The 26,395-nt window shown below is 51.2% G+C and carries 20 protein-coding genes and 4 tRNA genes; 18 read left to right on the top strand and 6 right to left on the bottom strand.

The annotated features are described in order from the left end of the window. Positions 1-625: 625 nt before the first annotated feature. The 5 genes from dppA to dppF all read left to right on the top strand — a co-directional run bounded on the left by dppA (position 626) and on the right by dppF (position 6,330). Positions 626-2,233 (top strand): dipeptide ABC transporter periplasmic-binding protein DppA, encoded by a 1,608-nt coding sequence (dppA, locus tag GF617_RS22180; protein ID WP_181621781.1) that lies wholly within the window; start codon positions 626-628, stop codon positions 2,231-2,233. A 161-nt stretch (positions 2,234-2,394) separates the two neighbouring features. Beyond that, on the top strand, positions 2,395-3,414 hold the full coding sequence (gene dppB / locus GF617_RS22175; RefSeq protein WP_181621782.1) for a dipeptide ABC transporter permease DppB: 1,020 nt from the start codon (positions 2,395-2,397) through the stop codon (positions 3,412-3,414). Positions 3,415-3,423: 9 nt separating this feature from the next. After that, a complete protein-coding gene (dppC, locus tag GF617_RS22170) occupies positions 3,424-4,326 on the top strand; it encodes a dipeptide ABC transporter permease DppC (protein WP_181621783.1) in 903 nt (300 codons plus the stop codon). A 10-nt stretch (positions 4,327-4,336) separates the two neighbouring features. Further along, positions 4,337-5,320, top strand: a complete 984-nt coding sequence (dppD, locus tag GF617_RS22165; protein ID WP_181621784.1) for a dipeptide ABC transporter ATP-binding protein — start codon at positions 4,337-4,339, stop codon at positions 5,318-5,320. Continuing rightward, positions 5,317-6,330, top strand: a complete 1,014-nt coding sequence (gene dppF / locus GF617_RS22160) for a dipeptide ABC transporter ATP-binding subunit DppF (RefSeq protein ID WP_181621785.1) — start codon at positions 5,317-5,319, stop codon at positions 6,328-6,330. The genes dppD and dppF overlap by 4 nt, the downstream gene beginning before the upstream one ends. 54 nt (positions 6,331-6,384) lie before the next feature. On the opposite strand, the gene coaA is transcribed toward dppF, so the two are convergent. Further along, positions 6,385-7,335 carry a type I pantothenate kinase gene (gene coaA, locus GF617_RS22155; protein WP_203452462.1) on the bottom strand — a complete coding sequence of 317 codons (951 nt, stop codon included), beginning with the start codon at positions 7,333-7,335 and terminating at the stop codon, positions 6,385-6,387. Between the two features lie 322 nt (positions 7,336-7,657). Here coaA and GF617_RS22150 point away from each other — a divergent pair. The 13 genes from GF617_RS22150 to rpoC all read left to right on the top strand — a co-directional run bounded on the left by GF617_RS22150 (position 7,658) and on the right by rpoC (position 21,718). After that, positions 7,658-7,733: transfer RNA gene (locus GF617_RS22150), tRNA-Thr, on the top strand. Positions 7,734-7,741: 8 nt separating this feature from the next. Continuing rightward, a tRNA-Tyr gene (locus tag GF617_RS22145) sits at positions 7,742-7,826 on the top strand. A 113-nt stretch (positions 7,827-7,939) separates the two neighbouring features. Beyond that, positions 7,940-8,014: transfer RNA gene (locus GF617_RS22140), tRNA-Gly, on the top strand. A 5-nt stretch (positions 8,015-8,019) separates the two neighbouring features. Further along, a tRNA-Thr gene (locus tag GF617_RS22135) sits at positions 8,020-8,095 on the top strand. Positions 8,096-8,213: 118 nt separating this feature from the next. Continuing rightward, the gene (gene tuf / locus GF617_RS22130) at positions 8,214-9,398 is read left to right on the top strand and encodes an elongation factor Tu (protein ID WP_203452461.1); all 1,185 of its coding nucleotides are present in this window, start codon (positions 8,214-8,216) and stop codon (positions 9,396-9,398) included. Between the two features lie 228 nt (positions 9,399-9,626). Continuing rightward, the gene (gene secE, locus GF617_RS22125) at positions 9,627-10,010 is read left to right on the top strand and encodes a preprotein translocase subunit SecE (RefSeq protein WP_032644497.1); all 384 of its coding nucleotides are present in this window, start codon (positions 9,627-9,629) and stop codon (positions 10,008-10,010) included. A gap of 1 nt (position 10,011) precedes the next feature. Further along, positions 10,012-10,557, top strand: a complete 546-nt coding sequence (gene nusG, locus GF617_RS22120; RefSeq protein ID WP_002438628.1) for a transcription termination/antitermination protein NusG — start codon at positions 10,012-10,014, stop codon at positions 10,555-10,557. A gap of 155 nt (positions 10,558-10,712) precedes the next feature. Then, complete coding sequence (gene rplK / locus GF617_RS22115) at positions 10,713-11,141, top strand: 50S ribosomal protein L11 (RefSeq protein WP_004097640.1); 429 nt, start codon at positions 10,713-10,715, stop codon at positions 11,139-11,141. 3 nt (positions 11,142-11,144) lie between these two features. Then, the gene (gene rplA, locus GF617_RS22110; RefSeq protein ID WP_181621787.1) at positions 11,145-11,849 is read left to right on the top strand and encodes a 50S ribosomal protein L1; all 705 of its coding nucleotides are present in this window, start codon (positions 11,145-11,147) and stop codon (positions 11,847-11,849) included. Between the two features lie 290 nt (positions 11,850-12,139). After that, on the top strand, positions 12,140-12,637 hold the full coding sequence (gene rplJ, locus GF617_RS22105; RefSeq protein WP_004097644.1) for a 50S ribosomal protein L10: 498 nt from the start codon (positions 12,140-12,142) through the stop codon (positions 12,635-12,637). A 66-nt stretch (positions 12,638-12,703) separates the two neighbouring features. Then, positions 12,704-13,069 (top strand): 50S ribosomal protein L7/L12, encoded by a 366-nt coding sequence (gene rplL, locus GF617_RS22100; RefSeq protein ID WP_000028879.1) that lies wholly within the window; start codon positions 12,704-12,706, stop codon positions 13,067-13,069. A gap of 320 nt (positions 13,070-13,389) precedes the next feature. Next, entirely contained in the window at positions 13,390-17,418 is a 4,029-nt protein-coding gene (gene rpoB / locus GF617_RS22095) for a DNA-directed RNA polymerase subunit beta (protein ID WP_203452460.1), read from the top strand. Positions 17,419-17,494: 76 nt separating this feature from the next. Next, positions 17,495-21,718 (top strand): DNA-directed RNA polymerase subunit beta', encoded by a 4,224-nt coding sequence (rpoC, locus tag GF617_RS22090; protein ID WP_181621789.1) that lies wholly within the window; start codon positions 17,495-17,497, stop codon positions 21,716-21,718. A 90-nt stretch (positions 21,719-21,808) separates the two neighbouring features. On the opposite strand, the gene GF617_RS22085 is transcribed toward rpoC, so the two are convergent. The 5 genes from GF617_RS22085 to thiG form a co-directional block, all read right to left on the bottom strand. Beyond that, positions 21,809-22,126, bottom strand: coding sequence for a PTS lactose/cellobiose transporter subunit IIA (locus tag GF617_RS22085; protein ID WP_181621790.1), 318 nt, complete (start codon positions 22,124-22,126; stop codon positions 21,809-21,811). After that, positions 22,126-22,434 carry a PTS sugar transporter subunit IIB gene (locus tag GF617_RS22080; protein WP_181621791.1) on the bottom strand — a complete coding sequence of 103 codons (309 nt, stop codon included), beginning with the start codon at positions 22,432-22,434 and terminating at the stop codon, positions 22,126-22,128. The genes GF617_RS22085 and GF617_RS22080 overlap by 1 nt, the downstream gene beginning before the upstream one ends. Before the next feature lie 180 nt (positions 22,435-22,614). Continuing rightward, positions 22,615-24,156 carry a sensor domain-containing diguanylate cyclase gene (locus tag GF617_RS22075; RefSeq protein ID WP_203452459.1) on the bottom strand — a complete coding sequence of 514 codons (1,542 nt, stop codon included), beginning with the start codon at positions 24,154-24,156 and terminating at the stop codon, positions 22,615-22,617. 337 nt (positions 24,157-24,493) lie between these two features. Continuing rightward, on the bottom strand, positions 24,494-25,627 hold the full coding sequence (gene thiH, locus GF617_RS22070) for a 2-iminoacetate synthase ThiH (protein WP_181621793.1): 1,134 nt from the start codon (positions 25,625-25,627) through the stop codon (positions 24,494-24,496). Continuing rightward, positions 25,624-26,394, bottom strand: a complete 771-nt coding sequence (thiG, locus tag GF617_RS22065) for a thiazole synthase (RefSeq protein WP_181621794.1) — start codon at positions 26,392-26,394, stop codon at positions 25,624-25,626. The genes thiH and thiG overlap by 4 nt, the downstream gene beginning before the upstream one ends. Position 26,395 lies beyond the last annotated feature (1 nt).

The following is a 26,395-nucleotide window of genomic DNA, read 5'->3' as shown; positions in this document are numbered from 1 at the left end:
TTCCATGATAGTTCTCCGAATGAAAGCCTGTCCTCAGCATAGTACCGGGAAGGAGGGAGTGACCATCTCATTAAATATCCCTGATCCCCGTATCAACCTGTCTGTTAACGATTTTGTGACATAATCCATTGTATTTTTTTATATATAGATTGATCTTTTTTCGCGTTGCTTATGGATAACCTCAGCATTTTCCGCTGTGCGTTTTAACGTTCGCGGCATTAAGTGCTCAGATAATCGCCATTCTGTAAGAAAATTTACGTAATATGAATAAATGTTAATCACTGACTGTTGCGAAATATGAAGATGTTTGTGCTGCAACATGACGAGTAGCATAAATTTCCCTGCTGAAAATATACCGACAAAGTTTTTTTAATCTTTGTTTACGGTTTCTCACACTCAACGTAAATCCCCGTCACCTGTATTGACGTTTTCACATTCTGTTGACAGATTGTAGGGCATGAGGGGCATTTCAGGGAGGATCTGCGCTGCAACTCTGTCGCTCTTCTGAAAGGATTCTCCATCCCTTATAACGCCTTCGGGCATCTCCGACCGGACCGGGTAAAAAATAAATAAAGGTCAGGCGGTGTAACACAACAAAAGCAAAACATCACATTGGAGCAGAATAATGAGTATTTCCTTGAAGAAGTCAGGGATGCTGAAGCTTGGTCTGAGCCTGGTGGCTCTCACCGTCGCAGCAAGCGTACAGGCAAAAACCCTGGTTTACTGTTCTGAAGGCTCGCCGGAAGGCTTTAACCCACAGCTTTTTACCTCTGGTACGACGTATGACGCAAGCTCCGTACCAATCTATAACCGTCTGGTTGAATTCAAAATCGGTACTACGGAAGTTATTCCTGGCCTGGCTGAGAAGTGGGAAGTCAGTGAAGACGGCAAAACCTATACCTTCCATTTACGCCAGGGCGTGAAATGGCAAGACAGTAAAGACTTCAAACCTACACGTGATTTTAACGCTGACGACGTCGTATTCTCCTTCGACCGACAGAAAAACGCGCAAAACCCGTACCACAAAGTATCTGGCGGTAGCTATGAATACTTCGAAGGTATGGGCCTGCCGGACCTGATCACCGACGTGAAAAAAGTGGACGATAATACCGTTCAGTTCGTACTGACTCGTCCGGAAGCCCCATTCCTGGCTGACCTGGCAATGGACTTCGCTTCTATTCTGTCAAAAGAATATGCGGATAACATGCTGAAAGCGGGCACGCCGGAAAAAGTGGATCTGGACCCAATCGGTACAGGGCCGTTCCAGCTGCTGCAGTACCAGAAAGACTCCCGTATTCTGTATAAAGCCTTCCCAGGTTATTGGGGCACTAAGCCGCAGATCGACCGTCTGGTCTTCTCCATCACGCCTGATGCTTCTGTGCGTTATGCAAAACTGCAGAAAAATGAGTGCCAGGTGATGCCGTATCCGAACCCGGCTGATATTGCTCGCATGAAGCAGGATAAAAACATCAACCTGCTGGAGCAGGCAGGCCTGAACGTGGGTTACCTCTCCTTCAACACCGAGAAGAAACCGTTTGATGACGTAAAAGTGCGTCAGGCGCTGACTTACGCGGTAAACAAAGACGCGATCATCAAAGCCGTATACCAGGGCGCTGGTGTGGCCGCGAAAAACCTGATTCCACCAACCATGTGGGGCTATAACGACGACGTGAAGGATTACACCTACGACGTCGAGAAAGCAAAAGCGCTGCTGAAAGAAGCGGGCCAGGATAAAGGATTTACCGTTGAACTGTGGGCGATGCCTGTACAGCGTCCGTACAACCCGAATGCTCGCCGTATGGCTGAAATGGTCCAGGCTGACTGGGCAAAAATCGGCGTACAAGCCAAGATCGTGACTTACGAGTGGGGCGAATACCTGAAACGTGCTAAAGCCGGTGAACACCAGGCTGTGATGATGGGCTGGACTGGTGACAATGGGGATCCGGACAACTTCTTCGCTACCCTGTTCAGCTGTGATGCGGCCAAACAAGGTTCTAACTACTCTCGCTGGTGTTACAAACCGTTTGAAGATCTGATTCAGCCGGCACGTGCAACTGACGACCACAACAAGCGTATTGAACTGTACAAACAGGCTCAGGTTGTGATGCATGATCAGGCTCCGGCACTGATCGTGGCTCACTCCACTGTGTATGAGCCGGTCCGTAAAGAAGTCAAAGGCTATGTTGTTGATCCGCTGGGTAAACACCACTTCGAAAACGTATCTGTTGAATAATAAGTAGGGTGTACCCCTCTCCCAACGGGAGAGGGCAGGGGTGAGGGGCGAGCAGCCTTTCCCCTTACCCTAACCCTCTCCCTGTGGGAGAGGGAATTTACATTTGTGAGCAATACAGACGTCACGCCCCTGGTTGTGCGTCATCAGAGAGAATCCGGGTTATGTTGCAGTTTATCCTCCGACGTCTGGGACTTGTCATCCCTACGTTTATCGGTATCACCCTTCTCACTTTTGCCTTCGTTCATATGATCCCCGGTGACCCGGTAATGATTATGGCGGGCGAGCGTGGTATTTCCCCTGAACGCCATGCGCAGTTGCTGGCCGAGCTTGGTCTGAACAAGCCACTGTGGCAGCAATACCTCAATTATATTTGGGGTGTATTACACGGTGATTTAGGCATTTCACTGAAAAGCCGTCTTCCGGTGTGGGACGAGTTCGTACCGCGTTTTAAAGCAACGCTGGAACTTGGCATCTGCGCCATGATTTTTGCGACCGCTGTGGGTATTCCTGTTGGCGTTCTGGCTGCCGTTAAGCGCGGGTCTATTTTCGATCACACCGCTGTTGGCCTGGCACTGACGGGCTACTCCATGCCTATTTTCTGGTGGGGCATGATGCTGATCATGCTGGTCTCTGTGCAGTGGAACCTGACGCCAGTTTCCGGGCGAGTCAGCGATATGGTCTTCCTCGACGATTCTAATCCGCTGACCGGATTTATGCTGATTGATACCGCTATCTGGGGTGAGCAGGGTAATTTCATCGATGCGGTGGCGCATATGATTCTGCCTGCCATGGTGCTCGGCACAATCCCGCTGGCGGTAATCGTGCGTATGACGCGATCCTCCATGCTGGAAGTTTTGGGCGAAGACTATATCCGTACCGCACGCGCCAAGGGGCTGACCCGTATGCGTGTCATCATCGTTCATGCGTTGCGTAATGCAATGCTGCCAGTGGTAACGGTTATTGGTCTGCAGGTAGGGACGTTGTTGGCCGGTGCAATTCTGACCGAAACCATTTTCTCCTGGCCTGGTCTTGGGCGTTGGTTGATAGATGCACTGCAACGCCGTGATTACCCGGTTGTGCAGGGCGGTGTTCTGCTGGTAGCGACGATGATTATTCTCGTTAACCTGCTGGTCGATCTGCTCTACGGCGTGGTGAACCCGCGTATTCGGCATAAGAAGTAAGGGGCCATCATGTCACAAGTAACTCAAAATAAAGTGGTCGCTGCGCCGGTTCCGATGACACCGTTGCAGGAATTCTGGCACTACTTCAAACGCAACAAAGGTGCGGTAGTCGGCCTGGTATATGTGGTCATCATGATCATTATCGCGATATTCGCGAATGTCCTTGCACCGTATAACCCAGCAGACCAGTTCCGTGACGTTCTGTTATCGCCGCCAGCCTGGCAGGATGGCGGTACGTTTGCGCACCTTCTTGGAACAGATGATGTTGGCCGTGATGTGCTGTCGCGCTTGATGTACGGTGCTCGTTTGTCACTGCTGGTGGGTTGTCTGGTCGTGGTGCTGTCGTTGATTCTGGGGGTCGTCCTCGGGCTGGTGGCCGGTTATTTCGGTGGCCTCGTTGACAACATTATTATGCGTATCGTCGATATTATGCTGGCGTTGCCGAGCCTGTTGCTGGCATTGGTCCTGGTGGCCGTCTTTGGGCCATCGATAGGTAATGCCGCGTTAGCACTAACGTTCGTGGCACTTCCGCACTACGTGCGCTTAACGCGTGCCGCAGTGCTGGTTGAAGTTAACCGTGATTACGTGACGGCATCTCGTGTGGCAGGTGCGGGTGCAATGCGTCAGATGTTCGTGAATATTCTCCCTAACTGTCTTGCGCCGCTGATTGTTCAGGCGTCTCTTGGCTTCTCTAACGCCATTCTCGATATGGCCGCTCTTGGCTTCCTTGGCATGGGTGCGCAGCCACCAACACCGGAGTGGGGCACGATGCTCTCCGATGTGTTGCAGTTCGCGCAAAGCGCCTGGTGGGTCGTCACCTTCCCGGGTCTGGCGATTTTGCTGACGGTGCTGGCATTTAACCTGATGGGTGATGGCCTGCGTGATGCACTTGATCCCAAACTGAAGCAGTAAGAGGCACGAGATGGCGTTATTAAATGTAGATAAATTATCGGTGCACTTCGGTGACGAAGGCACACCGTTTCGCGCCGTAGACCGCATCAGTTACAGCGTGAACCAAGGCGAAGTAGTGGGTATTGTTGGTGAGTCAGGTTCGGGTAAGTCGGTAAGCTCGCTGGCAATCATGGGGTTGATTGACTATCCCGGTCGTGTGATGGCGGAGAGCCTGGCCTTTGACGGACAGGATCTGCAACGCATTTCCGAGAAACAACGTCGCCAGTTGGTGGGCGCTGAAGTCGCCATGATCTTCCAGGACCCGATGACCAGCCTCAACCCATGCTACACCGTCGGTTTCCAGATAATGGAAGCGATTAAGGTGCATCAGGGTGGTAATAAGAAAACCCGCCGTCAGCGTGCGATCGATCTGCTGACACAGGTCGGTATACCGGATCCAGGCTCGCGTCTCGACGTGTATCCTCACCAGTTGTCCGGTGGGATGAGTCAGCGTGTAATGATTGCCATGGCGATCGCCTGTCGGCCAAAACTGCTGATTGCCGATGAACCAACAACGGCGCTGGATGTGACGATTCAGGCGCAGATCATCGAGCTGCTGCTCGAGTTGCAGCAGAAAGAGAATATGGCACTGGTGCTGATCACGCATGACCTGGCGTTGGTGGCGGAAGCAGCGCATAAAATTATCGTGATGTATGCCGGGCAGGTTGTGGAGACGGGAGCCGCGAATGATATCTTCCGCGCACCACGTCACCCTTATACTCAGGCGTTGTTACGGGCACTCCCGGAATTTGCTCAGGATAAAGCGCGTCTGGCGTCATTGCCGGGTGTGGTTCCGGGTAAATATGACCGTCCTGAGGGGTGTTTGCTCAACCCTCGTTGCCCGTATGCGACCGATAAATGCCGTTCTGTAGAGCCGGAGCTTGCACTACTTGGTGACGGCCGCCAGTCGAAATGCCATTACCCACTCGATGATGCCGGGAGGCCAACACTATGAGTACGCAACAGGCCGCCGCGCAACAACTGCTGTTGCAGGCTATCGATCTGAAAAAACATTATCCGGTGAAGAAGGGACCATTCTCGCCTGAACGCCTGGTAAAAGCGCTGGATGGCGTATCGTTCACGCTGGAGCGTGGTAAAACGCTGGCGGTGGTGGGAGAGTCCGGCTGTGGGAAATCCACGCTGGGTCGACTGCTGACAATGATAGAAACGCCCACAGGCGGCGAGCTCTATTATCAGGGGCAGGATCTGCTTAAGCATGACCCGCATGCGCAGAAACTGCGTCGCCAGAAAATCCAGATTGTCTTCCAGAACCCGTATGGCTCGCTTAACCCACGCAAGAAAGTGGGGCAGATTCTGGAAGAACCGCTGCTGATTAATACCAGCCTCTCCAAAGAGCAGCGCCGTGAGAAAGCGTTGGCGATGATGGCGAAAGTGGGTTTGAAAACCGAACATTACGATCGCTATCCGCATATGTTCTCCGGCGGTCAGCGTCAACGTATTGCGATTGCTCGCGGACTGATGCTTGATCCGGATGTGGTGATTGCCGATGAGCCGGTCTCTGCGCTTGATGTTTCTGTTCGTGCGCAGGTTCTGAACCTGATGATGGACTTACAGCAGGAACTGGGGCTGTCGTATGTGTTTATTTCACATGATCTGTCAGTGGTGGAGCACATTGCTGATGAAGTGATGGTGATGTATTTAGGTCGCTGTGTGGAGAAGGGGACCAAAGACCAGATCTTTAATAATCCTCGTCATCCGTACACCCAGGCACTACTGTCTGCGACACCGCGTTTGAATCCGGATGATCGTCGCGAGCGCATTAAATTGACGGGCGAGCTACCAAGCCCGCTGAATCCGCCTCCGGGATGTGCCTTCAACGCCCGTTGTCGTCGTCGCTTTGGGCCTTGCACGCAGTTGCAGCCGCAGTTGAAAGATTACGGTGGTCAACTGGTAGCGTGCTTCGCAGTTGATCAGGATGAAAACGGCGAAAAACCTCACGTGTGATGCAGAAGTAAAAAACCGGCGATTTTCGCCGGTTTTTTTATGTCAGCTTATCGCTTATTTCCGCAAACGAATCTGGTCGACAGCATGTTTCTCGCTCTTGGTGAGGATCAAGCTGGCGCGTTCGCGCGTGGGCAGAATATTTTCTTTCAGGTTGACGTAGTTAATCTCATTCCATAACGACATCGCGACATTAGTGGCCTCTTCTTTTGAGAGCTGCGCATAGTTATGGAAATAGGAGTCGGGGTCAGTGAATGCACCTTCGCGGAATTTCAGGAAACGGTTGATGTACCAGCTTTGCAGCAAGTCTTCAGGCGCATCGACATAGATAGAAAAGTCGACGAAATCGGAGACGAAGACATGATGCGGGTCATGCGGGTAATCCATTCCGCTCTGCAGGACATTCAGCCCTTCCAGAATCAGGATATCCGGCTGGGCAACAATTTTATCTCCACCGGGGATACGGTCATAGATCAGATGTGAATAAACAGGTGCAGTCACATTCGGTGCACCGGATTTCAGATCGGAGACGAACTTCACCAAACGGTGCATATCATAAGAAAGAGGGAAGCCCTTTTTCTTCATCAGACCACGTTCCTTTAACACCTCGTTGGGGTGCAGGAAACCATCTGTGGTAATCAGCTCAACGCTACGATGCTCCGGCCAGCGGCTCAGCAGCGCCTGAAGAACGCGTGCTGTGGTACTTTTACCTACGGCGACGCTACCTGCAATACTAATGATATAAGGAATGCGCTGACCGTTTGTGCCGAGAAACTGCTCCAGTACCGCCTGCCGACGCAGGTTGGAACTGATATAGAAGTTAAGCAATCGAGATAATGGTAAATAGATCTCTGCCACCTCTTCCAGCGACAGGTCTTCGTTTATCCCTTTTAACCGCGCTATTTCACCTTCCGTCAGCGTCATGGGAACGGAATCACGCAAGGCAGCCCATTGGCTACGGTTAAATTGAAGATAGGGTGTCATTAACGTTTGCTCTTTTTTGCTCATAAGCATGCTTTAGTGAGTCATTGGTAATCCATCCGCGCAATGACTCATCAGATAGTAGTTAATTTTGGACAATGGGCAGGAGGTTAACACCAGATGACAGGAATAATAAGAAAAAATATGGGAAAGCGATGCGTTACGCGGGAGCCATCACGCTACGGTATAGACGCAGGAAATAGTGCATAAATGCTGGTTTTTTGACCGTGTTTGCATGAATTTACAGCGATTAACCCTCTCTTCGCACAAAATATGAGCGAAAGAACGTTTTATGCAATTTTTTAGTTGCATGACTGCTCATGTCTCCATAAAATGCGCGCTACTTGATGCCGACTTAGCTCAGTAGGTAGAGCAACTGACTTGTAATCAGTAGGTCACCAGTTCGATTCCGGTAGTCGGCACCATCAAGTCCGGTGGGGTTCCCGAGCGGCCAAAGGGAGCAGACTGTAAATCTGCCGTCACAGACTTCGAAGGTTCGAATCCTTCCCCCACCACCACTTTCTGGCAGCATTATCGCCGCCTGAGCGGGTTAAAAAATTAATCAGCTCAAACAAAAAGAGAGAAATCTCTTTTTTGTTACAGAAAGAACTGGGTAGCCGAGTTTCAGGATGCGGGCATCGTATAATGGCTATTACCTCAGCCTTCCAAGCTGATGATGCGGGTTCGATTCCCGCTGCCCGCTCCAAACGTGCTGATATGGCTCAGTTGGTAGAGCGCACCCTTGGTAAGGGTGAGGTCCCCAGTTCGACTCTGGGTATCAGCACCACTTCACTTATCCCTCCCTTTTCTCTCTGTTTCAATTTAAATATATTCAACAGTTCAGGCATTTCGCCTGGTTGATGTGGTGATATCACCGATTTATCCGTGTCTTAGAGGGACAATCGATGTCTAAAGAAAAGTTTGAACGTACAAAACCGCACGTTAACGTCGGTACTATCGGCCACGTTGACCATGGTAAAACAACGCTGACCGCTGCAATCACTACCGTTCTGGCTAAAACCTACGGTGGTGCTGCTCGTGCTTTCGACCAGATCGATAACGCACCAGAAGAAAAAGCTCGTGGTATCACCATCAACACTTCCCACGTTGAATATGACACCCCGACTCGCCACTACGCACACGTAGACTGCCCAGGCCACGCCGACTATGTTAAAAACATGATCACCGGTGCTGCGCAGATGGACGGCGCGATCCTGGTTGTTGCTGCGACTGACGGCCCTATGCCTCAGACCCGTGAGCACATCCTGCTGGGTCGTCAGGTAGGCGTTCCTTACATCATCGTGTTCCTGAACAAATGCGACATGGTTGATGACGAAGAGCTGCTGGAACTGGTAGAAATGGAAGTTCGTGAACTTCTGTCTCAGTATGATTTCCCAGGCGATGACACCCCAATCATCCGTGGTTCTGCTCTGAAAGCGCTCGAAGGCGATGCAGAGTGGGAAGCGAAAATCATCGAACTGGCTGGCTTCCTGGATTCTTACATCCCAGAACCAGAACGTGCGATTGACAAGCCATTCCTGCTGCCAATCGAAGACGTATTCTCCATCTCCGGTCGTGGTACTGTTGTTACCGGTCGTGTAGAGCGCGGTATCGTTAAAGTGGGTGAAGAAGTTGAAATCGTAGGTATCAAAGAGACTGCCAAGTCTACCTGTACCGGCGTTGAAATGTTCCGCAAACTGCTGGACGAAGGCCGTGCTGGTGAGAACGTTGGTGTTCTGCTGCGTGGTATCAAACGTGAAGAAATCGAACGTGGTCAGGTACTGGCTAAACCAGGCTCTATCAAGCCGCACACCAAGTTCGAATCTGAAGTGTACATTCTGTCCAAAGATGAAGGCGGCCGTCATACTCCGTTCTTCAAAGGCTACCGTCCACAGTTCTACTTCCGTACAACTGACGTGACCGGTACTATCGAACTGCCAGAAGGCGTTGAGATGGTAATGCCAGGCGACAACATCAAAATGGTTGTTACCCTGATCCACCCAATCGCGATGGATGACGGTCTGCGTTTCGCAATCCGTGAAGGTGGTCGTACCGTTGGTGCGGGCGTGGTTGCTAAAGTTCTCGGCTAATCGCTGATAACATTTGACGCAATGCGCATGAAAAGGGCATCATTTGATGCCCTTTTTGCACGCTTTCACACCAGAACCTGGCTCATCAGTGATTTTTTTTGTCATAATCATTGCTGAGACAGGCTCTGTAGAGGGCGTTTAGTCCGAAACTCAATAGAGCATTCGGTTAGGTTCTCCTCGCAATCGCGGGGTGAAATTATTTGTAGAATTCTTCTGACAGGTTGGTTTATGAGTGCGAATACCGAAGCTCAAGGGAGCGGGCGCGGCCTGGAAGCGATGAAGTGGATCGCTGTTGCCGTGCTGCTGATTGTGGCAATCGTTGGCAACTATCTTTATCGTGACATGATGCTGCCGCTACGCGCGCTGGCAGTGGTGATTCTGATTGCTGCAGCGGGCGGTGTCGCGCTGTTGACGACTAAAGGTAAAGCGACTGTTGCGTTTGCGCGCGAAGCGCGTACCGAAGTCCGCAAGGTGATTTGGCCAACTCGCCAGGAAACATTGCACACTACACTGATTGTGGCAGCAGTGACTGCGGTAATGTCACTGATCCTGTGGGGACTGGATGGTATTCTGGTTCGCCTGGTATCCTTTATCACTGGCCTGAGGTTCTAAGATGTCTGAAGCCCCTAAAAAGCGTTGGTACGTCGTTCAGGCGTTTTCCGGTTTTGAAGGCCGCGTAGCCACGTCGCTGCGTGAGCATATCAAATTACACAATATGGAAGAGTTGTTTGGCGAAGTCATGGTTCCAACCGAAGAAGTGGTTGAGATCCGTGGTGGTCAGCGCCGCAAAAGCGAGCGTAAATTCTTCCCTGGCTACGTGCTGGTTCAGATGGTCATGAACGACGCAAGCTGGCATCTGGTGCGTAGCGTGCCGCGCGTAATGGGCTTTATCGGTGGCACGTCCGACCGTCCAGCACCAATCAGCGACAAAGAAGTTGATGCAATCATGAACCGCCTGCAGCAGGTTGGCGATAAGCCGCGTCCGAAAACGCTGTTTGAGCCGGGTGAAATGGTGCGTGTTAGCGACGGTCCGTTTGCTGACTTTAACGGTGTGGTTGAAGAAGTGGACTACGAGAAGTCCCGTCTGAAAGTTTCTGTTTCTATCTTCGGTCGTGCGACCCCGGTAGAGCTGGACTTTGCTCAGGTAGAAAAAGCCTAAGTAGCGATCAAAAAAGCGACGATTTAATCGTTGCACAGGGCGCGAGATTGGAATACAATTTCGCGCCTTTTGTTTTTATGGGCCAGGCCCGTAAAACGATTTTTTATCACGGGGAGCCTCACTGAGGCGTTATAACCCACTTAGAGGAAGTTAACATGGCTAAGAAAGTACAAGCCTACGTCAAGCTGCAGGTTGCAGCTGGTATGGCGAACCCAAGTCCACCGGTTGGTCCAGCACTGGGTCAGCAGGGCGTAAACATCATGGAATTCTGCAAAGCGTTTAACGCCAAAACCGAATCCCTGGAAAAAGGTCTGCCAATTCCAGTCGTCATCACTGTTTACGCTGACCGTTCTTTCACTTTCGTTACCAAAACCCCTCCAGCAGCAGTTCTGCTGAAGAAAGCGGCTGGTATCAAGTCTGGTTCCGGTAAACCGAACAAAGACAAAGTGGGTAAAATTTCCCGCGCTCAGCTGCAGGAAATCGCGCAGACCAAAGCTGCCGACATGACTGGTTCCGACATTGAAGCGATGACCCGCTCCATTGAAGGTACTGCACGTTCCATGGGCCTGGTAGTGGAGGACTAAGAAATGGCTAAACTGACCAAGCGCATGTCCGTGATCCGTGACAAAGTTGATGCGACCAAACAGTACGACATCAACGAAGCAATCGCACTGCTGAAAGAACTGGCTACTGCTAAGTTCGTAGAAAGCGTTGACGTTGCTGTTAACCTGGGCATTGATGCTCGTAAATCTGATCAGAACGTTCGTGGCGCGACTGTACTGCCACACGGTACTGGCCGTTCCGTTCGCGTAGCTGTATTTGCTCAGGGTGCAAACGCTGAAGCTGCTAAAGCTGCCGGCGCTGAACTGGTAGGTATGGAAGATCTGGCTGATCAGATCAAAAAAGGCGAAATGAACTTTGACGTTGTTATTGCTTCTCCGGATGCAATGCGCGTTGTTGGCCAGTTGGGCCAGGTTCTGGGTCCACGTGGCCTGATGCCAAACCCGAAAGTGGGTACTGTAACGCCTAACGTTGCTGAAGCGGTTAAGAATGCTAAAGCGGGTCAGGTTCGTTATCGTAACGACAAAAACGGCATCATCCACACCACCATCGGTAAAGTGGACTTCGATACTGATAAACTGAAAGAAAACCTGGAATCTCTGCTGGTTGCGCTGAAAAAAGCTAAACCAACTCAGGCTAAAGGCGTGTACATCAAGAAAATCAGCATCTCCACCACCATGGGTGCAGGTGTTGCAGTTGACCAAGCTGGCCTGACTGCTGTTGCAAACTAATACCTTTACGTGGGCGGTGATTTTGTCTACAATCTTACCCCCATGTTTGCTAGCGAAAGTTAGCAGGTAAAAAGATTTGTTCGTTGGAGCCTGGCCTATCCAGGCCTCCGTCGAAGACCGCAGGTGTTTCGCAAGAAACTTAATCCCCTGCGTAGACGGTGACAGAACGCTAAGATTATTTTTGAATACTCTGGCTTGTTTCTGCTCACCGTATTAAGACGCTCTTTCGTTTGGAAGAGTGAAGTGAGTTCCGGAACATGAGTTCCGGCAAACATCCAGGAGCAAAGCTAATGGCTTTAAATCTTCAAGACAAACAAGCGATTGTTGCTGAAGTCAGCGAAGTAGCCAAAGGCGCGCTGTCTGCAGTAGTTGCGGATTCCCGTGGCGTTACTGTAGACAAAATGACTGAACTGCGTAAAGCAGGTCGTGAAGCTGGCGTATACATGCGTGTTGTTCGTAACACCCTGCTGCGTCGCGTAGTTGAAGGTACTCCGTTCGAGTGCCTGAAAGACACGTTTGTTGGTCCGACCCTGATTGCATACTCTATGGAACACCCGGGCGCAGCTGCTCGTCTGTTCAAAGAGTTCGCGAAAGCGAATGCAAAATTTGAGGTCAAAGCTGCAGCCTTTGAAGGTGAGTTGATCCCGGCATCGCAAATCGATCGCCTGGCAACCCTGCCGACCTACGAAGAAGCAATTGCACGCCTGATGGCAACCATGAAAGAAGCTTCGGCTGGCAAACTGGTTCGCACTCTGGCTGCTGTACGCGATGCGAAAGAAGCTGCTTAATTGCAGTTATCTTTATCAAGTATTCGCTTACGTATAAACTTATTCTGATTTTCAGGAACAATTTAAATGTCTATCACTAAAGATCAAATCATTGAAGCAGTTGCAGCTATGTCCGTAATGGACGTTGTAGAACTGATCTCTGCAATGGAAGAAAAATTCGGTGTTTCCGCTGCTGCTGCTGTAGCTGTTGCTGCGGGTCCAGTTGAAGCTGCTGAAGAAAAAACTGAATTCGACGTAATTCTGAAAGCTGCTGGCGCTAACAAAGTTGCTGTTATCAAAGCAGTACGTGGCGCAACTGGCCTGGGTCTGAAAGAAGCTAAAGACCTGGTAGAATCTGCTCCAGCCGCTCTGAAAGAAGGCGTGAGCAAAGATGACGCTGAAGCACTGAAAAAATCTCTGGAAGAAGCTGGCGCTGAAGTTGAAGTTAAATAAGCCAACCCTTCCGGTTGCAGCCTGAGAAATTAGGCTGATGGCTGGTGACTTTTTAGTCACCAGCCTTTTTGCGCTGTAAGGCACTAGTAGCATTTCACACTGTTTGACTGCTGGTTGTCCTGACAATGCTTGTTTCTATCGACGTCTTAATATACTGCGACAGGGTGCTCGCTCTGTGTAAATCGCAACGAAATGGTTTAAGCGTGATAGCAACAGGTATTGCGGAAAGTATTCAATTTTCCGATCAACAAAATGGTGTTGCACAAACTGTCCCTTCGTCGGACAGATGGGTCGACTTGTCAGCGAGCTGAGGAACCCTAATGGTTTACTCCTATACCGAGAAAAAACGTATTCGTAAGGATTTTGGTAAACGTCCACAAGTTCTGGATATACCTTATCTCCTTTCTATCCAGCTTGACTCGTTCCAGAAGTTTATCGAGCAAGATCCTGAAGGGCAGTATGGTCTGGAAGCAGCTTTCCGTTCCGTATTCCCGATTAAAAGCTATAGCGGTAATTCTGAGCTGCAATACGTCAGCTACCGCCTTGGCGAACCGGTGTTTGACGTTCAGGAATGTCAGATCCGTGGCGTGACCTATTCCGCACCGCTGCGTGTAAAACTGCGTCTGGTGATCTACGAGCGCGAAGCGCCTGAAGGCACTGTTAAAGACATTAAAGAACAAGAAGTCTACATGGGTGAAATTCCACTCATGACAGACAACGGTACTTTCGTTATCAACGGTACTGAGCGTGTTATCGTTTCCCAGCTGCATCGTAGCCCGGGCGTCTTCTTCGACAGCGATAAGGGTAAAACACACTCATCCGGTAAAGTACTGTATAACGCGCGCATCATTCCTTACCGTGGTTCATGGCTGGACTTCGAGTTCGATCCAAAAGACAACCTGTTTGTCCGTATCGACCGTCGTCGTAAACTGCCAGCAACCATTATTCTGCGTGCGCTGCAATATACCACTGAGCAGGTCCTTGACCTGTTCTTTGAGAAAGTCGTTTTCGAAATCCGCGACAACAAGCTGCAAATGGAGCTGGTGCCGGAACGTCTGCGTGGTGAGACCGCGTCGTTCGACATTGAATCCGACGGCAAAGTGTATGTGGAAAAAGGCCGTCGTATTACTGCGCGTCACATCCGTCAGCTGGAAAAAGATGATATCAAACTCATCGAAGTACCGGTTGAGTACATCGCAGGAAAAGTAGCCGCGAAAGATTACGTTGATGAATCAACGGGTGAACTGATCTGCCCAGCCAACATGGAGCTGAGCCTCGATCTGTTAGCCAAGCTGAGCCAGTCTGGTCACAAACGTATTGAAACGCTGTTCACTAACGATCTGGATCACGGTGCGTACATCTCCGAGACTGTTCGCGTCGATCCAACCAACGATCGCCTGAGCGCGCTGGTAGAAATCTACCGCATGATGCGTCCTGGTGAGCCGCCAACTCGTGAAGCGGCTGAAAGCCTGTTTGAGAACCTGTTCTTCTCCGAAGACCGCTATGACCTGTCTGCGGTTGGCCGTATGAAGTTCAACCGTTCTCTGCTGCGTGACGAGATCGAAGGTTCCGGTATCCTGAGCAAAGAAGACATCATCGAAGTGATGAAAAAGCTCATTGATATCCGTAACGGTAAAGGCGAAGTGGATGATATCGACCACCTCGGCAACCGTCGTATCCGTTCCGTTGGTGAAATGGCGGAAAACCAGTTCCGTGTTGGCCTGGTGCGTGTAGAGCGTGCGGTGAAAGAGCGTCTGTCTCTGGGCGATCTGGATACCCTGATGCCTCAGGATATGATCAACGCTAAGCCTATCTCTGCAGCAGTGAAAGAGTTCTTCGGTTCCAGCCAGCTGTCTCAGTTTATGGACCAGAACAACCCGCTGTCTGAGATTACGCACAAACGTCGTATCTCTGCCCTCGGCCCAGGCGGCTTGACCCGTGAACGTGCAGGCTTTGAAGTTCGAGACGTACACCCGACTCACTACGGTCGCGTGTGCCCAATCGAAACGCCTGAAGGTCCAAACATCGGTCTGATCAACTCCCTGTCTGTTTACGCACAGACTAACGAATACGGTTTCCTTGAGACGCCGTACCGTAAAGTGACTGACGGTGTTGTGACTGACGAAATTCATTACCTGTCTGCTATTGAAGAAGGTAACTACGTCATCGCTCAGGCGAACTCCAACCTGGATGACGAAGGCCACTTTGAAGAAGACCTGGTAACGTGCCGTAGCAAAGGCGAATCCAGCTTGTTCAGCCGTGATCAGGTTGACTACATGGACGTTTCCACCCAACAGGTGGTTTCTGTCGGTGCATCCCTGATCCCGTTCCTGGAACACGATGACGCCAACCGTGCATTGATGGGTGCAAACATGCAACGTCAGGCTGTTCCAACTCTGCGCGCTGATAAGCCGCTGGTTGGTACAGGTATGGAGCGTGCTGTTGCTGTTGACTCCGGTGTTACTGCGGTTGCTAAACGTGGCGGTACTGTTCAGTACGTGGATGCTTCTCGTATCGTTATCAAAGTTAACGAAGACGAAATGTACCCAGGCGAAGCGGGTATCGACATCTATAACCTGACGAAGTACACCCGTTCTAACCAGAACACCTGCATCAACCAGATGCCGTGCGTGTCTCTGGGTGAGCCAATTGAGCGCGGCGACGTGCTGGCAGATGGCCCGTCCACCGATCTCGGTGAACTGGCGCTTGGTCAGAACATGCGTGTAGCGTTCATGCCGTGGAATGGCTACAACTTCGAAGACTCCATCCTCGTTTCCGAGCGTGTGGTTCAGGAAGATCGCTTCACGACTATCCACATCCAGGAACTGGCGTGTGTGTCTCGTGACACCAAGCTGGGGCCAGAAGAGATCACCGCTGACATCCCTAACGTGGGTGAAGCTGCGCTCTCCAAACTGGATGAGTCCGGTATTGTTTACATCGGTGCGGAAGTGACCGGCGGTGACATTCTGGTTGGTAAGGTAACGCCTAAAGGTGAAACCCAACTGACACCAGAAGAGAAACTGCTGCGTGCAATCTTCGGTGAGAAAGCGTCTGACGTTAAAGACTCTTCTCTGCGCGTACCAAACGGTGTTTCCGGTACGGTTATCGATGTTCAGGTCTTCACCCGTGACGGCGTTGAGAAAGATAAACGCGCACTGGAAATCGAAGAGATGCAGCTGAAGCAGGCTAAAAAAGACCTGTCTGAAGAACTGCAGATCCTCGAAGCGGGTCTGTTCAGTCGTATCTACGCGGTACTGGTTGCTGGCGGTGTTGAAGCTGAGAAGCTCGATAAACTGCCACGTGATCGCTGGCTGGAACTGGGCCTGACCGATGAAGAGAAACAAAATCAGCTGGAACAACTGGCTGAGCAGTATGACGAACTGAAACACGAGTTCGAGAAAAAACTCGAAGCGAAACGCCGCAAAATCACTCAGGGCGACGATCTGGCACCAGGCGTGCTGAAGATTGTTAAGGTGTATCTGGCCGTTAAACGTCAGATCCAGCCTGGTGATAAGATGGCAGGTCGTCACGGTAACAAAGGTGTTATCTCTAAGATCAACCCGATCGAAGATATGCCGCACGATGCTAACGGTACGCCGGTAGATATCGTACTGAACCCGCTGGGTGTACCGTCTCGTATGAACATTGGTCAGATTCTGGAAACCCACCTGGGTATGGCTGCGAAGGGTATTGGCGACAAGATTAACGCCATGCTGAAACAGCAAGAAGAAGTCGCGAAACTTCGCGAATTCATCCAGCGTGCGTACGATCTGGGCACGGATGTTCGTCAGAAAGTTGACCTGAACACCTTCAGCGATGATGAAGTTCTGCGTCTGGCTGAAAACCTGAAAAAAGGTATGCCGATCGCAACGCCAGTATTTGATGGTGCGAAAGAGTCAGAAATCAAGGAACTGTTACAGCTGGGTGGTCTGCCAACTTCTGGTCAGATCACGCTGTTCGACGGCCGTACTGGTGAGCAATTCGAGCGCCAGGTTACCGTTGGCTACATGTACATGCTGAAACTGAACCACCTGGTTGATGACAAGATGCATGCGCGTTCTACCGGTTCTTACAGCCTGGTTACTCAGCAGCCGCTGGGTGGTAAGGCACAGTTCGGTGGTCAGCGCTTCGGTGAGATGGAAGTGTGGGCGCTGGAAGCATATGGCGCAGCATACACCCTGCAGGAAATGCTTACCGTTAAGTCTGATGACGTGAATGGTCGTACCAAGATGTATAAAAACATCGTGGACGGCAACCATCAGATGGAACCAGGTATGCCGGAATCCTTCAACGTACTGTTGAAAGAGATCCGCTCGCTGGGTATCAACATCGAGCTGGAAGACGAGTAACTCTCGCTCAAACAGGTCACTGGTGTCGGGATAATCCTCGACACCAGATTGTGCTAACTCCGACGGGAGCAAATCCGTGAAAGACTTATTAAAGTTTCTGAAAGCGCAAACTAAAACCGAAGAGTTTGATGCGATCAAAATTGCTCTGGCCTCGCCAGACATGATCCGTTCATGGTCTTTCGGTGAAGTTAAGAAGCCGGAAACCATCAACTACCGTACGTTCAAACCTGAGCGTGACGGCCTTTTCTGTGCGCGTATTTTCGGGCCAGTAAAAGACTACGAGTGCCTGTGCGGTAAGTACAAGCGCCTGAAACACCGTGGTGTGATCTGTGAGAAGTGCGGCGTTGAAGTGACCCAGACTAAAGTGCGCCGTGAGCGCATGGGCCACATCGAGCTGGCGTCTCCAACGGCTCACATCTGGTTCCTGAAATCTCTGCCGTCCCGTATCGGCCTGCTGCTGGATATGCCGCTGCGCGATATCGAACGTGTTCTGTACTTCGAATCTTATGTTGTTATCGAAGGCGGTATGACGAACCTGGAACGTAACCAGATTCTGACCGAAGAACAGTATCTGGACGCGCTGGAAGAGTTCGGTGATGAATTCGACGCGAAGATGGGTGCTGAAGCTATCCAGGCCCTGCTGAAGAGCATGGATCTGGAGCAAGAGTGTGAAACTCTGCGCGAAGAGCTGAACGAAACCAACTCCGAAACCAAGCGTAAAAAGCTGACCAAACGCATTAAGCTGCTGGAAGCCTTTGTTCAGTCTGGTAACAAACCTGAGTGGATGATCCTGACCGTTCTGCCGGTACTGCCGCCAGATCTGCGTCCGCTGGTTCCGCTGGATGGTGGCCGTTTCGCAACGTCTGACCTGAACGATCTGTATCGTCGTGTGATCAACCGTAACAACCGTCTGAAACGACTGTTGGATCTGGCTGCGCCTGACATCATCGTACGTAACGAAAAACGTATGCTGCAGGAAGCGGTTGATGCCCTGCTGGATAACGGTCGTCGCGGTCGTGCGATCACCGGTTCTAACAAACGTCCTCTGAAATCTTTGGCCGATATGATCAAAGGTAAACAGGGTCGTTTCCGTCAGAACCTGCTCGGTAAGCGTGTTGACTACTCCGGTCGTTCTGTAATCACCGTAGGTCCATACCTGCGTCTGCATCAGTGCGGTCTGCCGAAGAAAATGGCATTGGAGCTGTTCAAACCGTTCATCTACGGCAAGCTGGAACTGCGTGGTCTCGCCACCACCATCAAAGCCGCTAAGAAAATGGTTGAGCGTGAAGAAGCTGTTGTTTGGGATATCCTGGACGAAGTGATCCGCGAACACCCGGTACTGCTGAACCGTGCACCAACCCTGCACCGTTTGGGTATCCAGGCGTTTGAACCGGTACTGATCGAAGGTAAAGCTATCCAGCTGCACCCGCTGGTTTGTGCGGCATATAACGCCGACTTCGATGGTGACCAGATGGCTGTTCACGTACCGCTGACGCTGGAAGCCCAGCTTGAAGCGCGTGCGCTGATGATGTCTACCAACAACATCCTGTCCCCAGCGAACGGCGAGCCAATCATCGTTCCTTCTCAGGACGTTGTATTGGGTCTGTACTACATGACCCGTGACTGTGTTAACGCCAAAGGCGAAGGCATGGTGCTGACAGGCCCTAAAGAAGCTGAGCGTATTTATCGCGCTGGCCTGGCCTCTCTGCATGCGCGCGTTAAAGTGCGTATCACCGAATATGAAAAAGATGAAAACGGCGAATTCGTTGCGAAAACCAGCCTGAAAGACACGACCGTTGGCCGTGCCATTCTGTGGATGATCGTGCCGAAAGGTCTGCCTTTCACCATCGTCAACCAGGCGCTGGGTAAAAAGGCAATCTCCAAAATGCTGAACACCTGTTACCGCATTCTGGGTCTGAAGCCGACCGTTATCTTCGCTGACCAGACAATGTACACCGGCTTTGCTTATGCAGCGCGTTCAGGTGCATCTGTTGGTATTGATGACATGGTCATCCCAGAGAAGAAACACGAGATCATCTCTGAAGCGGAAGCTGAAGTTGCTGAGATCCAGGAGCAGTTCCAGTCTGGTCTGGTTACCGCAGGCGAACGCTATAACAAAGTTATCGATATCTGGGCTGCGGCGAACGATCGTGTATCCAAAGCGATGATGGATAACCTGCAAACCGAAACCGTGATTAACCGTGACGGTCAGGAAGAGCAGCAGGTTTCCTTCAACAGCATCTACATGATGGCCGACTCTGGTGCGCGTGGTTCTGCGGCACAGATTCGTCAGCTGGCAGGTATGCGTGGTCTGATGGCGAAGCCGGATGGCTCCATCATCGAAACGCCGATCACCGCGAACTTCCGTGAAGGTCTGAACGTACTCCAGTACTTCATCTCCACGCACGGTGCGCGTAAAGGTCTGGCGGATACCGCACTGAAAACGGCAAACTCCGGTTATCTGACGCGTCGTCTGGTTGACGTTGCACAGGATCTGGTGGTTACCGAAGACGACTGTGGCACGCTGGAAGGTATCACCATGACCCCGGTTATCGAGGGTGGTGATGTTAAAGAGCCGCTGCGCGATCGTGTTCTGGGTCGTGTTACTGCTGAAGACGTTCTTAAGCCGGGTACGGCAGACATTCTGGTTCCACGTAACACACTGCTGCACGAGCATTGGTGTGATCTGCTGGAAGAGAACTCTGTTGACTCCGTGAAAGTTCGTTCCGTTGTATCCTGTGACACCGACTTTGGTGTATGTGCGCACTGCTATGGTCGTGACCTGGCGCGTGGCCACATCATCAATAAAGGTGAAGCAATCGGTGTTATCGCGGCACAGTCCATCGGTGAACCGGGTACACAGCTGACGATGCGTACATTCCACATCGGTGGTGCGGCATCTCGTGCGGCTGCTGAATCCAGTATTCAGGTGAAAAACAAAGGTAGCATCCGTCTGAGCAATGCGAAGTCGGTTGTGAACTCTGCCGGTAAACTGGTAGTGACCTCCCGTAATACTGAGCTGAAACTGATCGACGAATTCGGTCGTACCAAAGAAAGCTATAAAGTGCCTTACGGTTCCGTTATGGCTAAAGGTGATGGCGAGCAGGTTGCTGGCGGCGAAACCGTTGCAAACTGGGATCCGCACACCATGCCAGTCATCACCGAAGTAAGTGGTTTCATCCGCTTCACTGATATGATCGACGGTCAGACCATTACTCGTCAGACCGACGAATTGACCGGTCTGTCTTCTCTGGTGGTTCTGGATTCTGCTGAACGTACTGCGGGTGGTAAAGACCTGCGTCCGGCACTGAAAATTGTTGATGCCAATGGTAACGACGTTCTGATCCCAGGTACTGATATGCCTGCTCAGTACTTCCTGCCGGGTAAAGCGATTGTTCAGCTGGAAGATGGTACTCAGATTCACTCTGGTGACGCCCTGGCGCGTATTCCTCAGGAATCCAGCGGTACTAAGGATATCACCGGTGGTCTGCCACGCGTAGCCGACCTGTTCGAAGCACGTCGTCCGAAAGAGCCTGCAATTCTGGCGGAAATTACCGGTATCATTTCCTTCGGTAAAGAAACCAAGGGCAAACGTCGTCTGGTTATCACGCCGTTAGACGGTAGCGAGCCATACGAAGAGATGATTCCAAAATGGCGTCAGCTCAACGTGTTTGAAGGTGAACGTGTAGAACGTGGTGACGTGGTTTCCGACGGTCCGGAAGCACCGCACGACATCCTGCGTCTTCGTGGCGTACACGCGGTAACGCGTTATATCACCAACGAAGTACAGGACGTTTATCGTCTGCAAGGCGTTAAGATTAACGATAAACACATTGAAGTTATCGTTCGTCAGATGCTGCGTAAAGCAACCATCGAAAGCGCTGGTAGCTCCGACTTCCTGGAAGGCGAGCAGGTGGAATACTCTCGCGTCAAGATCGCCAACCGCGATCTGGAAGCGAACGGCAAAGTGGCGGCAACCTATGCACGCGACCTGCTGGGTATCACCAAAGCGTCTCTGGCAACCGAGTCCTTCATCTCCGCAGCATCGTTCCAGGAGACCACGCGTGTCCTGACTGAAGCAGCTGTTGCGGGTAAACGTGATGAACTGCGCGGTCTGAAAGAGAACGTAATCGTGGGTCGTCTGATTCCGGCTGGTACGGGTTATGCGTACCATCAGGATCGTATGCGTCGTCGTGCAGCGGGTGAAACTCCGGTTGCACCGCAGGTAACTGCTGAAGATGCAACGGCGAGCCTGGCAGAACTGCTGAACGCAGGTCTGGGCGGTTCCGACAACGATTAATCGTTGATGCAGCTAATAAAAAAACCCGCTTCGGCGGGTTTTTTTTATGGGAGTTATAGGTCCGGTAAGCGTCGTCCCACCGGTTTTTTTTCAATTAATCAGTGGCAGTCGGCGGTAAAGTTCAATCATATCGCCCGCCAGGTCCTGAATGACCATCGCATTCATCAGATGATCCTGTGAGTGTACAGTGATCAGATTGACCGGCAGTTTCCCTGTACCTTCATCAAGACCAATAAGTTGCGTCTGGATAGTGTGCGCATGTTTCACGTATTCACGTGACTCTTCCATCGCTTTTTCGGCTTCGTCAAAGTCGCCTTTGCGCGCCAGCTGCAATGCCGTAAGAGCAGCGCTGCGTGCTGCACCTGCGTTGACCAGCAGTTCCATGATGGTAGTTTCTAAATCTTCCATTATGACTCCAGAATTTTGAGCGCTTTTTCCAGTACGGCATCACCTTTCATCATGCCGTAATCCATCATGTCGATCACCGCGACAGGTTTGCCAAGCGGTTCAGCCTGAGCCTGAAGTTTTGCCAGTTCGTATTTTACCTGTGGCCCCAGTAACACGATGTCGGCAGCGGCAATATTGTCTTTAAACTCCGCGACGGGCACGGCTTTGATGTTTACTTCGATTCCTTTTTTCTGCGCAGCGTCTTTCATGCGCTGAACCAGCATGCTGGTCGACATGCCCGCTGCACAGCATAAAACGATGTTTTTCATAGTCAGCCTCGATGTACATGTGTTTATTGATAATTATCGCGAGCAGATAGCTTCAACAACCGCTTTACCGTGATTGTGTGTCAGGCATCACAAAGAAATCTGGTTTTTTCTGAAACCGGTTACAATTTTAACGCAGAAAGAAATGTGCCCGCAGAAACGGGCACAGAAAAGGGGGAGTTATTAGCTGTCTGATGTGTTTAAAATCCGATTTTTGCCCTGTTGTTTGGCGCGGTAGAGCGCGCTATCGACGCTGCCAACAAACTGCTCCAGCGGCTCGAATTGCCACTCACCGAGCCCGGCACTAAAGGTCACATGAAGATTTTCTTCCCGCCAGATGCGTTTTTCAACCGCAATGCGCCATCCTTCCAGAATCGCGGAAGCTGAATTGAGTAACTCTGCCGGGAAGATAACGGCAAATTCCTCACCACCATAGCGATACACGGAAATATTATGCGGCTGCATGACTTGCAGCCCTTCACGTGCCACGTTACGCAGGACGATATCGCCGCTCAGATGGCCCAGGGTATCGTTGATGGATTTAAAGTTATCGATATCAACCAATGCCAGCGCGAAGGGTTGATGGTTATTCATCAGTTCAGCGATATCACTGTCGAATGCCCGACGATTCTTACAGCCCGTCAGCGCATCGTGGGTGGCCTGGCGAACATAAGCCATTTCGCGCTCTTTATTTGACTGAATCGTATGACTGAGCATTGCCTCAAGACGAGGGGTTCGACTGACATCCCCAGTCTTTATCGCATTAATGATGTTCATCAGGATGGTGCTTGAGGCATGACGTAAGTACAGCCCAAACAGGATGATAATTATCGCAGCCAGTGAAAATCCCCATCCTATGATGGTCGTTTCATGGCGAGTCAGCTCGTTAAGGGTGGCCCCGGAGACCTGGTAGATCACGAACCAGTCCGGGTTGGTAAAGGAATAGTAGTAATACCAGGTTCGGGTTTTCTTGTCATAGATATGCCCTTCGCCGCTGGTCATTTGCTCCATCAGCTTTTCACTGACATGTCTCTTAAAGAGCATGCCAGAGTCAGGGTGCAGAACGACTTTTCCATCGCGCTCTACAATGTAAAATTCACCCTGTACCGGGGCAACCATCTGACGCAAGGTATAGCTCATTGACGTTAAATCGAGATGAAATGCCAGCGTGCCTTTTAGTCTTCCCCCTGGAGATATCACAGGCTTATAGATTGTGATCGTGGGGTGCTTGAGAAAATAATCAATATAGGGGCTGGTATATCGACTGAACGAGCTTGTTTCTGCCTGGGCAATAAACCATGGGCGGGTGCGTGCATCAAAGGTTGCACTTTTATCGGTAGACAGCACTTCGGGTGCGCGAAGATAGTGTCCTGCAGTGTCTGCCAGTGAGATCGACGAAACCATTGGCATCAGGTTTTGCAGTTGCATCAGGAGCTGCAGCCCTTTCTCAGGATCACCATTGATGGTGTTGTCGAGTTGGTTATTTCGGGAAAAGAAGGTCACTGCATGAGCAAGGATATAGTCATTCTCGCGTAAAATTGACTCCGTATAATTCACCGCCAGATTATGGGTGAAGTTGCGATTGATCTTATGATAATCCTCAAGAAAATCACTTCGCTGGGTGAAAGTAATAAACACAGCAATCAACACGAAGCTGAGCAGGATACCTGAGAAACTCACCATAATCGGTGTAGTAAAAGAAAGTTTTCTGCTTTTAAGTGCCATGAGTTGTAAGTCGTTCCAGAAATGTTAAGCGTTAAAACGAACACTCCTTGCTAGCCGTGCTAATTCAAGGATATTGCTCGTTAATTATACTGCCACCTCCTGAAGGCAGGATGATTTATCTTAAGAATAGATAAGAAAGTGATTATTTTTTTTGGTCTATTCAACTTTAGTTTATGTCCTTCTGATGAAGGCAGGGCGAAACGAGGAAGAAGCTTTTCGCCCTGGTCAGCGTCCGTTGCTAACGACGTAAGAGTAAAAAAAAGGGGGAAACCTGACAATTGTGCAATCGTGATTCCCCGAGCGGCCACGTAATCTTTTGATGCAGTTACATGCCGTTTCAGCGTACGTGCGAGGTACGCCCCAGCCAGCTGTCCCAGTCTTTCCATACCGGTTGTAGACCTTGCGCAGTCAGCGCATCAGCCACGTCCTCAGGGCGACGACCATCATGAGGGGCAAACTGCTCCAGCTCGGGATGATCGTCAGCATAGCCACCCGGCTGCGTTTTGGAAAAGGCACTGACGTTGTTAATTGCAAGGGGGATCACCTGGTCACGAAATGCCGGAGATTCCCGTGTTGAGAGAGATAATTCGACTTCCGGCGCTAACAGACGAAATGCGCAGATAGTTTGCACCAGCTGGCGTTCATCCATCAGCGAGGCAGGTTCGACTCCACCTGCGCAGGGACGCAACCGCGGGAAGGAGATGGAGTAGCGACTCTGCCAGTAGTACTGTTGAAGCCACAGTAAATGTTCAGCAACCATATAGCAGTCCACTCGCCAGCTATCAGACAGGCCAATGAGTGCACCCAGGCCGATTTTATCGATTCCGGCGCGTCCCAACCGGTCCGGCGTCTCAAGACGGAAAAAGAAATCCTGCTTTTTCCCCTTCAGATGATGCTGCGCGTACATCGCTTCATGGTACGTTTCCTGGTATACCATTACGCCATCCAGTCCGAGGGTTTTCAGCTCTGTATAGTCTTCCTGTGACAGAGGCTGGACTTCCATCTGTAGCGACGCAAATTCGCGGCGAATGGCAGGCAGGTGCTGGCGGAAATAATCCATCCCGACCTTCCCTTGGTGTTCTCCGGTGACCAGCAGTAGATGCTCGAAACCCATCTCCCGAATAGCCGCACACTCGCGCGCGATTTCGCCTTCATCAAGCGTTTTACGCTTAATACGGTTGCTCATGGAAAAGCCGCAGTAGGTACAGTCGTTGGCGCACAGGTTGGAAAGATAAAGCGGAACGTAAAAACTGACCGTATTGCCAAACCGTTGTCGGGTAAGCCGCTGCGCGCGCTGTGCCATTGGCTCCAGATATGCGCTGGCCGCAGGCGAAAGCAGGGCCATCATATCTTCACGGGTGACATGACGTGTGGTTAACGCGCGCTCAACATCGGCTGGCGTTTTACTGTTGATTCGCAGGCGAATATCGTCCCAGTTGAGTTGTCGCCAGCGGTCGGTAAACGTACTCATGATAATGCCCCCAGAAATCCGGTCAGGGGGCTGGTGGCTTGTGCCTGAAAACTGCGTGAACCAGGACCAGACTGGCGTGCCAACATACCGGCTTCCACTGCCAGACGGAAAGCGCGGGCCATCATCACTGGATCGTCAGCCACTGCAATCGCCGTGTTGACCAGAACGGCATCCGCACCCATTTCCAGAGCCTGGGTTGCATGGCTCGGGACACCAATACCGGCATCCACAACAACAGGTACGGTTGCCTGCTCGATAATGATTTCCAGCATTGCGCGTGTTTCCAGCCCCTGGTTGGAGCCAATAGGCGCGCCTAATGGCATCACTGCCGCACAACCCACTTCTTCCAGCCGTTTGCATAACACAGGGTCCGCGCCGCAATAAGGCAGGACGATAAACCCTTGCTTCACCAGCTTTTCTGCCGCTTTCAGCGTTTCGATTGGGTCGGGAAGAAGCCAGCGAACGTCAGGATGGATTTCCAGCTTTAGCCAGTGGGTTCCGAGCGCTTCCCGTGCTAACTGGGCGGCAAAGATAGCCTCTTCGGCGGTTTTTGCTCCTGAGGTGTTTGGCAGCAGCGTGACGCCAGCTGCCAGCAGTGGGGCAAGGATAGCGTCGTTGTGATTACGCAGGTCTACCCGTTTCATCGCCAGAGTGACAAGCTGGCTGCCGCTTTCGCGGATGGCATCGACCATCAACTGTGGAGAGGCGAATTTTCCGGTTCCGGTAAACAGATGTGAATCAAATATTTTGTCGGCAATGCGTAACATC

The sequence above is a fragment of the Lelliottia sp. RWM.1 genome (genome assembly GCF_016859735.1).
GTDB lineage: Bacteria > Pseudomonadota > Gammaproteobacteria > Enterobacterales > Enterobacteriaceae > Enterobacter.
This window is presented reverse-complemented; position numbering and strand designations above follow the sequence as displayed.

What these genes read in the sequence shown, in the direction of transcription:
- rplJ (WP_004097644.1), top strand. Translation starts at nt 12,140, where the DNA reads ATGGCTTTAAATCTTCAAGACAAACAAGCGATTGTTGCTGAAGTCAGC.
- tuf (WP_203452461.1), top strand. Translation starts at nt 8,214, where the DNA reads ATGTCTAAAGAAAAGTTTGAACGTACAAAACCGCACGTTAACGTCGGT.
- secE (WP_032644497.1), top strand. Translation starts at nt 9,627, where the DNA reads ATGAGTGCGAATACCGAAGCTCAAGGGAGCGGGCGCGGCCTGGAAGCG.
- GF617_RS22075 (WP_203452459.1), bottom strand. Translation starts at nt 24,156, where the DNA reads ATGGCACTTAAAAGCAGAAAACTTTCTTTTACTACACCGATTATGGTG.
- thiG (WP_181621794.1), bottom strand. Translation starts at nt 26,394, where the DNA reads ATGTTACGCATTGCCGACAAAATATTTGATTCACATCTGTTTACCGGA.
- GF617_RS22085 (WP_181621790.1), bottom strand. Translation starts at nt 22,126, where the DNA reads ATGGAAGATTTAGAAACTACCATCATGGAACTGCTGGTCAACGCAGGT.
- dppC (WP_181621783.1), top strand. Translation starts at nt 3,424, where the DNA reads ATGTCACAAGTAACTCAAAATAAAGTGGTCGCTGCGCCGGTTCCGATG.
- dppF (WP_181621785.1), top strand. Translation starts at nt 5,317, where the DNA reads ATGAGTACGCAACAGGCCGCCGCGCAACAACTGCTGTTGCAGGCTATC.
- dppB (WP_181621782.1), top strand. Translation starts at nt 2,395, where the DNA reads ATGTTGCAGTTTATCCTCCGACGTCTGGGACTTGTCATCCCTACGTTT.
- rplK (WP_004097640.1), top strand. Translation starts at nt 10,713, where the DNA reads ATGGCTAAGAAAGTACAAGCCTACGTCAAGCTGCAGGTTGCAGCTGGT.
- rplL (WP_000028879.1), top strand. Translation starts at nt 12,704, where the DNA reads ATGTCTATCACTAAAGATCAAATCATTGAAGCAGTTGCAGCTATGTCC.
- dppA (WP_181621781.1), top strand. Translation starts at nt 626, where the DNA reads ATGAGTATTTCCTTGAAGAAGTCAGGGATGCTGAAGCTTGGTCTGAGC.
- rpoB (WP_203452460.1), top strand. Translation starts at nt 13,390, where the DNA reads ATGGTTTACTCCTATACCGAGAAAAAACGTATTCGTAAGGATTTTGGT.
- rplA (WP_181621787.1), top strand. Translation starts at nt 11,145, where the DNA reads ATGGCTAAACTGACCAAGCGCATGTCCGTGATCCGTGACAAAGTTGAT.
- GF617_RS22080 (WP_181621791.1), bottom strand. Translation starts at nt 22,434, where the DNA reads ATGAAAAACATCGTTTTATGCTGTGCAGCGGGCATGTCGACCAGCATG.
- nusG (WP_002438628.1), top strand. Translation starts at nt 10,012, where the DNA reads ATGTCTGAAGCCCCTAAAAAGCGTTGGTACGTCGTTCAGGCGTTTTCC.
- thiH (WP_181621793.1), bottom strand. Translation starts at nt 25,627, where the DNA reads ATGAGTACGTTTACCGACCGCTGGCGACAACTCAACTGGGACGATATT.
- coaA (WP_203452462.1), bottom strand. Translation starts at nt 7,335, where the DNA reads ATGAGCAAAAAAGAGCAAACGTTAATGACACCCTATCTTCAATTTAAC.
- dppD (WP_181621784.1), top strand. Translation starts at nt 4,337, where the DNA reads ATGGCGTTATTAAATGTAGATAAATTATCGGTGCACTTCGGTGACGAA.